Source organism: Mycobacterium intermedium (assembly GCF_002086275.1).
GTDB classification, from domain to species: Bacteria; Actinomycetota; Actinomycetes; order Mycobacteriales; family Mycobacteriaceae; genus Mycobacterium; species Mycobacterium intermedium.
Map to the genome: position 1 here is coordinate 1 of NZ_MVHT01000178.1, position 3,758 is coordinate 3,758.

Here is a 3,758-nt window from a genome sequence, read left to right on the forward strand (position 1 = left end):
GGCGACGGAGCACTCGGGTTCTGGAAGGCGGTCCGGGAGGTGTTCCCGGCAACCCGAGAGCAGCGATGCTGGTTTCATTACGCCGACGTCCGGATTATGCCGACCTGGCCGGTATCTGCCCCGGTGGTGGGGGTGGACAGGCTGCTGAAGTCGGCATAATCAGAGTGTTTCGAGGAAGGCGAGCAGGGTGTCTTTGGGGCGGTAGCGCCCGATTTCGACGTTGGGTGGCGTGGTGCGGGCGAGGGCTTTCTCCTTGATGTCGAGGTGGGCGTGTAGGTAGATCGCGGTGGTGTCGACGCGTTCGTGTCCGAGCCAGAGGGCGATGACGGTGGTGTCGACGCCGGCTTCGAGGAGTCGCATGGCTGCGGTGTGACGTAACACGTGGGCAGTGACATGTTTGGTGTTCAGCGATGGGCAGGCGAGGGCCGCGGCGTCTTGGTGATGGGTGAGTCTGTGTTCGATGGCGTCGCGGCTCATTGGCTTCCCGGTTCGGGTCGGGAAGATCGGATCTGTTGCTTTGATTGAGGATTCGGACATCCACTCGCGTAGGGCGTTGATGGTCGATTTGGTCAGCGGGGTGATGCGGTCCTTGCGTCCCTTGCCGTGACAGGCGACGTGCGCTCCGGCTCCGAGGTGGATGTCGTTGCCGCGCAGCATGATCAGTTCAGAGATACGCAAGCCGGTTTGGACCATCAGCAGGATGAGCGCCCGATCGCGTCGTCCGGTCCGGGTGGTCGGATCCGGTGCGGCGAGTAGGGCTTCGACCTCCTCGACGGTGAGGTAGGTGACTAGGGCGCGTTCGAAGCGTTTGGACGGCATGGCCAGGACACGGCTGATAGTGGCGGCGTGTTCGGGATGGCGTGGCGCGGCGAAGTGGAACAGCGAGTGGATCGCCGAGAGTCGGGCGTTGCGGGTGCGCACACTGTTGTGCCGATCGTGTTCGAGGTGATCGAGGAACGCGGCGATCAGGTCGCTGTCGATGTCGTCGATGCCGAGCAGCGATGGTTGCTTGCCGGTTCGCGCGGTGGCAAAACCGAGTAGCAGCCTCCAGGTGTCGCGGTAGGCGCGGACGGTTTCGTCGCTAGCGTGGCGTTGCTGTCGGAGCCGGTCGGTGAAGAACGCCTGCAGGGTTGGCGCCAGCGCGGTCATCGTTGATCCTCGCTTTTGTCGTCGAGCCGTTGCAGGGCTGCGGCGAGCAATTCGGGCGCGGCCGACAGATACCAATACGTGCCCGCGGGGCTGCGATGGCCGAGATAGGTTGCCAGCAGGGTGAGTCGTCGGTCGATGTCGAGTTCACCTGTGTAGGCGTCGAGCAGGCTGGAGACGGCGAAGCTGTGCCGCACATCATGAATGCGTGGCCGACACGACGACGACCGGGGGCCGATGCCGGCTTGCTGCAACAGTTTCTGGAATGTCCAGTGGATGTTGCAGTAGAGCAGCCTGGTGCCCGCCGGGGAGATCAACAGCGCCGTCGTGTGGGCTGTTGATCTTCGGTCGGGACGCTGCAGGTAGGCCAGTACGGCTGCTGTGGTGCTGGGATGCAATGGCAGCTGCCGTGTGGCACCGCCTTTGGCATGGCGAATCAGCAGCACCCCGCGGTCGGTGTCGAAGTCGTCGACGTCGAGGGCGATCGCCTCGCCGACGCGCATCCCGGTGACCACCAACAGCCCGATCAGGGTCCGGTAGGTGGCCACCCGCAACGGAAATCGCAGCGTGGCTGTGGCGGCGATCAGCGCGGCGATCTCGGAGTCGGTGTACAGATACGGGTTGGCGCGGTGGGATTTCCACGGCAACACATCGGTGGCCGGTACCTCATGCGCCTTGTCGAGGACATGCAAATAGGCAGCGAACCCCCGCACAACGGTGAGGCGATGCGCCCACCACAGGGGGCTGGCGTCTTGGGGTAGCCGCGCCCACGCCAACGCCAGATCGGCGGTGATCACCGCCGCGCCGCGCTCTTCGAGGTAGTCCAGGAATTGGCTGAGCAGCTTCTCAGGCCGCGCCAACCCGTAGCCCAGGGATCGGCGCAGGCTCAGATAGTCGGCCAGCGCTTGTCGCAGCGGGTTCATACCGCACCGCCCGGCCAGGGACGGGACAGTTCACGAAGGCCCTCAATGTCGACCTTGGCGTAGATGCTGGTGGTCAACAGGCGGCGGTGACGCAGCACCTGACCGACTTCGGGGAGCGCCGCTCCGGCCTGCACCATCGCTGTGGCCGCGGTGTGCCTTAACTGCCGTGCTCTGATGCAGCCCAGTCCGGCTCGTTGGGCTGCCCTGCAGACCGTGTCGGTCACGCCGGACACTGACAAGGACCGGTGCGGGGCGCGGAACCGCACGAACACGCTGCGGCAATCAGCGGGCGCCGGACGGCCGTCACGCAGATATTCGGCCACCGCTTCGCCCACGTCCACCGGCAGAGGCAGCCGCTCGATCCGATGTCCTTTGCCCGTGACGACGAGTTCCCCAGCGCGCCAATCGATATCGTCCAGCTGCAAGGAGCGCACCTCGCCGGGACGCAAACCCAGGCGCGCTAGCAGCACGACCATCGCGTAATCCCGCCGACCCATCGGGGTATTGCGGTCGCAGCACGCCAACAGCCGTGCGACCGCGTCGGGGGCCAGGCCCCCTGGCACGCCGAGGCTTGTCCTGCCGGACACCGACGGGACCGCCGATGCTAACGGCGAGCCGATTACGCCCTCCACATGCAGAAAGCCCAGCAGCGACCGCACCGCGGTCACGATCAGCTTCGCCGTTCCCACAGCACGCCCCGGGCACGACACACGCACGAACCCGATGACATCCGCCGGGGTCAGCGACGCCAAATCCAGCTGACCGTCCAACATCTGGCCCGCAAGCAACGGCCGTGTCAGATGGGCGTACAACGCGGCGGTGGCAGCCGACAATCCTCGCTCACCCACCAGATAGCACCGGTAGCGGGCCAACAGCGTCTCCACCGCCCCACCCGGCTCCGGCGCTGACTCTGCCGGCGCCACACCCAGTCCACGCAGATATTCCAGCAATGGCCATAAAGCCTTGGGAGACAACCACAAGCGATAACCCTCAGCACGTCGTGCCACGAGGAAATCCGCCAACACAGATTCCGTCAGCTCATCGGCCACCAGGCCGCGCTGAGCCATCCAACGACTCAAATGCGCCATCAACTGCAGCTGATTGGCCGCAGCATTACGCCGATACCCCAGCCGAACCAACTCGACAGCAAAACCGCCGTTGAACGCCGCCAGCGGGCCGATGACTCGCACCCGATCCGGATTTCCCATGAAGCCTCCTTCTCAGAACCGACAGAGAAGGAAAGCGTCGCGCGTTCGGGCCCCGGATTATGACCCGTCCCGGCGTTTCCGGAGACTCCCGATCTTGGGAGGATCTGAGTTATGGGACGTGTCAGGAAGTACCCCGACGAGCTTCGTGAGCGTGCGGTGCGCATGGTCACTGAGGTGCGCCCGCAGTACCCGTCGCAGTGGGCGGCGATCACCGCGGTTGCGGGCATGCTGGGGATCGGCACCCCGGAGACGTTGCGGACCTGGATCCACCGCTCGGAGGTCGATACCGGCCAACGCCCGGGTGTGACGACTCAGATAGCCGAGGAGAACAAGGCGCTGCGCAAGGAGATCGCCGAGCTGCGTCGGGCCAATGAGATCTTGAAAGCAGCGGCGATTTTCTTCGGGGCCGAGCTGTGCGCCACGAGGCGCTTGGTGTGTCGGGAGGTGGTGAGAGACCGTCTCTGTTGGGCCGTCGCAGCGG

Annotated in this window: 4 protein-coding genes; 1 reads left to right on the forward strand and 3 read right to left on the reverse strand. The window is 65.2% G+C overall.

Going from position 1 to position 3,758, the window contains the following annotated elements; genetic code table 11:
• Positions 1-159: 159 nt before the first annotated feature.
• Genes BST27_RS29725 through BST27_RS29735 form a run of 3 tightly spaced genes read right to left on the reverse strand, consistent with a single transcriptional unit; the run spans position 160 to position 3,277 of the window.
• Positions 160-1,149 (reverse strand): tyrosine-type recombinase/integrase, encoded by a 990-nt coding sequence (locus BST27_RS29725; RefSeq protein WP_069422627.1) that lies wholly within the window; start codon positions 1,147-1,149, stop codon positions 160-162.
• On the reverse strand, positions 1,146-2,069 hold the full coding sequence (locus tag BST27_RS29730; RefSeq protein ID WP_069422626.1) for a tyrosine-type recombinase/integrase: 924 nt from the start codon (positions 2,067-2,069) through the stop codon (positions 1,146-1,148). Before BST27_RS29730 ends, BST27_RS29725 begins: the two co-directional genes overlap by 4 nt.
• Complete coding sequence (locus tag BST27_RS29735) at positions 2,066-3,277, reverse strand: site-specific integrase (RefSeq protein ID WP_069422625.1); 1,212 nt, start codon at positions 3,275-3,277, stop codon at positions 2,066-2,068. The genes BST27_RS29730 and BST27_RS29735 overlap by 4 nt, the downstream gene beginning before the upstream one ends.
• 111 nt (positions 3,278-3,388) lie before the next feature.
• Between BST27_RS29735 and BST27_RS29740 the strand changes: the two genes are divergently transcribed.
• The coding region (locus BST27_RS29740) for a transposase (protein ID WP_249025738.1) at positions 3,389-3,758 on the forward strand (370 nt) is incomplete at its 3' end.